The 5,152-nt window shown below is 63.3% G+C and carries 8 protein-coding genes; 5 read left to right on the forward strand and 3 right to left on the reverse strand.

Features of this window, described 5'->3' with window-relative positions; all coding sequences use genetic code 11:
- Positions 1 to 45 precede the first annotated feature (45 nt).
- On the reverse strand, positions 46 to 798 hold the full coding sequence (locus E5W70_RS08265) for a tryptophan 2,3-dioxygenase family protein (RefSeq protein ID WP_292656343.1): 753 nt from the start codon (positions 796 to 798) through the stop codon (positions 46 to 48).
- 157 nt (positions 799 to 955) lie between these two features.
- Here E5W70_RS08265 and E5W70_RS08270 point away from each other — a divergent pair, with 157 nt between their 5' ends.
- Positions 956 to 1,432: an Lrp/AsnC family transcriptional regulator gene (locus E5W70_RS08270; RefSeq protein WP_292656345.1), complete on the forward strand. Its 477-nt coding sequence runs from the start codon at positions 956 to 958 to the stop codon at positions 1,430 to 1,432.
- 5 nt (positions 1,433 to 1,437) lie between these two features.
- Here E5W70_RS08270 and E5W70_RS08275 read toward each other — a convergent pair whose 3' ends face one another.
- Positions 1,438 to 1,911 carry an Lrp/AsnC family transcriptional regulator gene (locus E5W70_RS08275; RefSeq protein WP_292656347.1) on the reverse strand — a complete coding sequence of 158 codons (474 nt, stop codon included), beginning with the start codon at positions 1,909 to 1,911 and terminating at the stop codon, positions 1,438 to 1,440.
- Positions 1,912 to 2,022: 111 nt separating this feature from the next.
- On the opposite strand from E5W70_RS08275, the gene E5W70_RS08280 reads away from it, so the two are divergent.
- Positions 2,023 to 2,589 (forward strand): alpha/beta hydrolase, encoded by a 567-nt coding sequence (locus tag E5W70_RS08280; protein WP_292656349.1) that lies wholly within the window; start codon positions 2,023 to 2,025, stop codon positions 2,587 to 2,589.
- 62 nt (positions 2,590 to 2,651) lie between these two features.
- On the opposite strand, the gene E5W70_RS08285 is transcribed toward E5W70_RS08280, so the two are convergent.
- Positions 2,652 to 3,611 carry an SPFH domain-containing protein gene (locus tag E5W70_RS08285; protein WP_292656352.1) on the reverse strand — a complete coding sequence of 320 codons (960 nt, stop codon included), beginning with the start codon at positions 3,609 to 3,611 and terminating at the stop codon, positions 2,652 to 2,654.
- A gap of 413 nt (positions 3,612 to 4,024) precedes the next feature.
- On the opposite strand from E5W70_RS08285, the gene E5W70_RS08290 reads away from it, so the two are divergent.
- From E5W70_RS08290 to E5W70_RS08300, 3 genes are read left to right on the forward strand one after another with little or no spacing between them, the layout of a single operon-like run.
- Positions 4,025 to 4,279 carry a hypothetical protein gene (locus E5W70_RS08290; protein ID WP_292656355.1) on the forward strand — a complete coding sequence of 85 codons (255 nt, stop codon included), beginning with the start codon at positions 4,025 to 4,027 and terminating at the stop codon, positions 4,277 to 4,279.
- Complete coding sequence (locus E5W70_RS08295; protein WP_292656357.1) at positions 4,276 to 4,584, forward strand: hypothetical protein; 309 nt, start codon at positions 4,276 to 4,278, stop codon at positions 4,582 to 4,584. The genes E5W70_RS08290 and E5W70_RS08295 overlap by 4 nt, the downstream gene beginning before the upstream one ends.
- 11 nt (positions 4,585 to 4,595) lie before the next feature.
- Positions 4,596 to 4,778 carry a DUF3606 domain-containing protein gene (locus tag E5W70_RS08300; protein WP_023675702.1) on the forward strand — a complete coding sequence of 61 codons (183 nt, stop codon included), beginning with the start codon at positions 4,596 to 4,598 and terminating at the stop codon, positions 4,776 to 4,778.
- Positions 4,779 to 5,152: the final 374 nt, after the last annotated feature.

Here is a 5,152-nt window from a genome sequence, read left to right on the forward strand (position 1 = left end):
TCCTCGCCCCCCGCCTCGCGCGGGGCGAGGAACCCAAGTCTGGAACTAACCCACCTTTGCTCCCGGCTGGCTGATCGGCTCCCGTACCGTTCCATACTGGCTGCCCCAGCGGTCGGTCATCGCCCAGCGTATGTCCCAGAGTTCCGGGAAAAATCGGTGGTGGGCGCCGGCCTCCAGCAATTCGACCGGCCGGCCCTTCAGCGATTTCGCGCCGAGCCCGATCGTGCGGTGGATGAGATAGAGGTGGTTGGCGCGGAATTTCTGGAACAGCTCGTCGAACTCGATCAGTGCTTCGGCGACGACATAGCTGTCGCCGTGATCGTAGCCGGTATCGTAGACATCTTCGATTGAGAGGCCGCGGCGCTCGAGATATGACGCCTTGAAGGCCCGCCACAGATCGGGCGGCAGGCGCAGCAGCTGCTTGAAGCCCGGTGATTCCTGGCCGCTGCCATTGCCGAGCTGCAGCCGGATCTGCTGGTATTCCTTGGGCGACATGGTTTCGAGCAGGTCGAGCTGCGCCGTCATCAGCCGCATCAGCCGGTGCACGCGCCCCATCAGCGTGACGACCCGATGCGTGTCCTGCTTTTCCAGGAAATCGACGACATCGACCAGCGTGTAGGCGATGAGCTTCATCCACAGCTCCTCGACCTGATGCACGATCTGGAACTGCAGCTCGTCGGCATTCACCATCTCGGCCAGTGGCTTCTGGCAGGCGAGCAGCCTGTCGCATTTGAGGTAGACGCCATAGTCGCGCATCTCGGGCGTTTCGATGCGGGCATAATAGTCCTGCTTGTCCATGGCCATGCTCCTTGCCCCGGCCGTCGGGCCGCAGGCGCTTGTTGGATCCCGGTCCCCCGAGTCTAATCGCTTTCTTGCCGAACATTGTCCCTTTCTGTTATTCGATTGGCAGGAAACGAAGGACGAAAATTGTCTCCGAAGCAGATTGGAAGAACGAATGATGCTGGACGCGGTCGACCGGAAGATCGTCGCGGCGCTCGAACGCGATGCCCGCATCTCCTTTGCCGCGCTCGCCGATGAGGTCGGCTTGAGCAAGACGCCGTGCTGGAAGCGGGTCAAGGCGCTTGAGGACGCCGGCGTCATCCGCGGCTACTCGACCCGGATCGACCCGGCCAAGCTCGGCTTCGGCATCGAAGCCTTCATCCAGGTGTCGATCGATTTCGAGCTGTCCGACGCTTTCGAGGCGGCGGTCAAACAGCATCCGCTGATCCGCCGCTGCCACGCCACGACAGGCGAGGCCGACTATCTCCTGCAGATCGTCACCGTGGACATGATGGCGCTCGACAGGATGCTGCGCGAGGAGCTCAGCCGGTTGCCCGGCGTGCGGCGCACGATCACCTCGATGGCGATGCGCGAGATCAAGGGCGGCATCTCGTTCGCCAATGCCGTCGGGCATACGCAGACCAAGCGATAGACCGGTCAGGCCCTGGTCATCAATTCGCGTCCCAGCCGCTTCGGTTGCTCGGCGCGCAGAACCACATTTGTCGTCACCGTGCCGTAGTGGCCGATGCTGTCGACGATGCTTTCAAGATCGGGCGGTGACGGGACCACGACCTTGACCAGAAAACAATCCTCCCCCGTCACCCGCAGCACCTCGACCACCTCGGGCAACTGGGCGAACTTCTTCAGGCAGGCCTGGATATGCTCATGCGTGGTGCGCAGGCGGATGACCGCCATGGTGCCGAGCCCGAGCGCTGCCGAATTGATCACCGCCTTGTAGCCGGTGATGACGCCGCGCTCCTCCAGCCGCTTTACCCGTTCCGAGGTGGCGGGCTGCGACAGCCCGACGCGGCGGCCAAGCTCGGAGATGCCGATACGGCCATCCTCCTGCATGATCTCGATGATCGCCAGATCGGTGGGATCGTACCTTGGCCGATAATCGCCGTTCCGCATGATCGCCTTTAATCCATCGGATTTCTTCGCTGCTTTCCGATGATCTCTCATTCCGCCACCTGGGAGAAGACCTAGAATTGCACGCGCTGCATCAGGAGAGAAGGGCTTCGCATGACCGAATTCATCATTGTGCCGGGCATCGGCGGATCGGGCAAAGCCCACTGGCAGACACATTGGCAGCAGGCGGATCCGGCGATGCAGCGGTTCAATCCGGCGAGTTGGGACGCGCCGGACTTCGACGACTGGATGGCTGCGCTGGACGTCGCTGTAGGCCTGGCAAAGACACCACCCGTGCTCGTCGGCCATAGCCTCGGCTGTCTGCTGGTCGTACACTGGCAGCGGATCTCCACCCGCGAGATCAGCGGCGCGTTGCTGGTCGCGGTTCCGGACCCGGCGTCGCCGGCCTTCCCCTCCTCCGCCCGGGCCTTCGCCGACGCGCCGCAACAACGGCTTCGCTTTCCGTCGCTGATTGTCGCCAGCACCAACGATCCCTACGGCTCGCTGGACTATGTCGGGGCGAAATCCGAGCGCTGGGGCAGCGATCTCCATATCGCCGGACCGCTTGGCCACATCAATGGCGACAGCGGTCTCGGCGACTGGCCGGCGGGAATGGAACTGCTGGCAGCTTTTCTCAGGCAAACGCAAGCAATCGCCCGAGGCGCCGTGCGTCAGCCCTGACCGCACCGCGGACGGCTACCGCGCGGCGGTCCTGATCTGGTTTGCGCCCGCGGTGCCGCGCCTCAGTTCGATGCTGCGGCGGGCGTGCTGAGTTCGAGGAACGGCACTGTCGAGCCCGGGATCATCGACTTCGGCAACTCTCCGTCCCACTTCTCGGCTTTGGTCAGTTCGACCAGCAGCGGATTGTTGGCAAGTGCCGCGGCGCGGGCCTTGATGGCTTCCGCGGTCGCCTCGCCTTCGACCCTGGTCTTGTAGGCGCTGGCCTCGGCTTCGGCCTTGATGCTGTCGGCGCGGCCCTTGGCCTGGGTGACGGCGATGTCGGCCTTGATCTTTTCCTGCTGCAGGTTCTGTTCCTGCTTCTGCACCTCGACCTGCGCCGTCATCCTGGCTTCGACCGCCTGCTCGTAGGCGTCGGAGAAGTCGATGTTCTCGACCTGCACGCTGTCGATCATCACCGGGCCGTCGGTTACCGCCGCGATGGCCTCGGCGACGTCCTTGTTGAACTTCGCCCGGTTCTGGATCACCGACACCGCGTCGTACTGGCCGAACACCGTCTTGATCTCCTGCGGTGCTTTCCTGGCAATGACACGGTCGGCCAGTGCCTCGATCGACCCGTAATTGGTGTAGACGTTGCTGACCTCGGCGGCCGGCACGTGGAAGTTGACGGTGACGCGCATGTCGGCCGGCTGCTGGTCGCGCGAATAGGCCTGCATGGCCGGCAGGCCGCTGCAATCGTTCTGGTTCTCGCAGCCCCATTTGAGCACCTGCTGGCGCAGGCTGATCTTCTCGACGCGCTGTAGCCATGGCAGCTTGAAATGCAGTCCGGGATCGACGACCGAACTCAGCGCCCCGTTGGTCAAGAGCACGCCGCGGTCGCCCTGGTCGATCGTGTACCAGGATCCAAACAGCGCAAAGACGCCGAGCGCCACGATGACGAGTGCGATCAGGCCGGAACCGATCGACCCCGATGCCATCCCCGGCTTGCCCTGCGGACGACTTGAATTGCCTTGCGTTTCGGTCATTGCCCCACCCCACCTGATTGCCCGTGCTGCTTTTGCCCACAATAGTAGGGGCATTGCAATCCTCTGGACATGGAAGGACCTTCGCGCCGGCCGACCGACCGGCGGGGTGGTTCAGGCTGGCTAGCGGATTTCCCCTCCAGCCGCAGCAACGGGTTGGTACGCGTTGCCTGGCGTCTCCTTCTGCCGTTCGGCATCACTTTTGCGCTTCGGGCAATCCTCGTAGTCGTGGTCGCGCCCACCGCAGTAGGAGCAGCATTTTGCCGGCGCGTCGGAGCGAAGCATCGTTGGCATGCACAAGAATGCACGAAACCCGACAGATTGCGAAGGCTTGCGCACCGGCAACGTCGTTTTTCGCCACGGAACCGCTGCCGCCGCATGAAAGTTATCTGCTCATTGCAACCGGAGCACAGGACATGGCCGACGACCCGAACCGCTACGAGACCGGAGCGAGGAAATATCCGGCAAAGACGAGCCCCGACGCGGCCGACGAATTCTCGCAGGATGCGGCCGGCAACAAGCCACCTCCCGGCGGCATGGGATTGACCAGGCCGGCTGACGATTTCGACGACAAGACCCGGCATTCGGAGGGCCAGAACCCGCCGCGCGCAGCGATCCGGCCAGACGGCAAAGCCACGGTCAAGAAGCCCGGCAAGGACGCAAGACGATGAACGTCGCCAATCTCCAGCTCGAAGGACTGATGATGGCGATCGCGGCCGTCAACAATGCGCTGGTCCACAAGGGCCTGCTGTCGGTCGACGAGGTCGACATCGCGTTGCGCCGGGCCGAGGCGGCGATGACCAGCGACGAGCGTCTCTATGAAGACATGTCGCCGTCCAACCGCGACGCCGTCTGCTTTCCGCTCAGGTTGCTGCAGGCGGCCAACAATACCCAGGGCGAAACCGGCGTTCCATCCTTTGCCGAACTGGCCAGGATGGTCGGCCGGACCAAGGAGCCCTATAACGACCAGATGTGATGGAGGACGCCATGGCCGACGACAAATCCAAGACCAAGCAGGATCGCAAACTGGTCTCAGGCGAAGAGCCTTACGAGGTCGCTGCCTTTGCCCGCAAATACGGCATACCGCAAAGCGAGGCCGCGACCATCATCAAGCGTTACGGCCCCTCGAGGAGGAAGCTCGACGCGCATATGGCCAGCCGCAACGCCTGATCCAATTCTGGCGGCGGCCGCCGATCACGCCAGAAGCGTCCCTGCCCTGCCGCCTTGTCGAGAGTATCGGCACCGTCGGCCCAGCGCCGGCCGCTGCTCGTCGCGTCACGGCTGCGGGATTCAACGCCTGGTTTTGACAGCCGCGGAATACTCTCGCGGCGCAACAACTCATTTACCTCGACACTGTACCAGTCCGGTGAGCAAAGCCGGGGGACGGATGCAGGAACAATTATTGCGCTACGAATGTGTCATGGAGCCGAACGGCCGTTGGATGGTGTGGGACATCGTTCACGATCTGCCGGCGCAATTTTCGGAAATCGCGCTGATCGGCCTGAGCCGTCGTGAAGCGGTTTCGCTCTGCCGGCTGCTCAACG

Source organism: Mesorhizobium sp. (assembly GCF_005063415.1).
Taxonomy (GTDB): domain Bacteria; phylum Pseudomonadota; class Alphaproteobacteria; order Rhizobiales; family Rhizobiaceae; genus Mesorhizobium.

Coding starts and splice junctions, on each gene's coding strand:
- E5W70_RS08280 (WP_292656349.1), top strand. CDS start 2,023: ATGACCGAATTCATCATTGTGCCGGGCATCGGCGGATCGGGCAAAGCC.
- E5W70_RS08295 (WP_292656357.1), top strand. CDS start 4,276: ATGAACGTCGCCAATCTCCAGCTCGAAGGACTGATGATGGCGATCGCG.
- E5W70_RS08265 (WP_292656343.1), bottom strand. CDS start 798: ATGGACAAGCAGGACTATTATGCCCGCATCGAAACGCCCGAGATGCGC.
- E5W70_RS08290 (WP_292656355.1), top strand. CDS start 4,025: ATGGCCGACGACCCGAACCGCTACGAGACCGGAGCGAGGAAATATCCG.
- E5W70_RS08270 (WP_292656345.1), top strand. CDS start 956: ATGATGCTGGACGCGGTCGACCGGAAGATCGTCGCGGCGCTCGAACGC.
- E5W70_RS08275 (WP_292656347.1), bottom strand. CDS start 1,911: ATGCGGAACGGCGATTATCGGCCAAGGTACGATCCCACCGATCTGGCG.
- E5W70_RS08285 (WP_292656352.1), bottom strand. CDS start 3,611: ATGACCGAAACGCAAGGCAATTCAAGTCGTCCGCAGGGCAAGCCGGGG.
- E5W70_RS08300 (WP_023675702.1), top strand. CDS start 4,596: ATGGCCGACGACAAATCCAAGACCAAGCAGGATCGCAAACTGGTCTCA.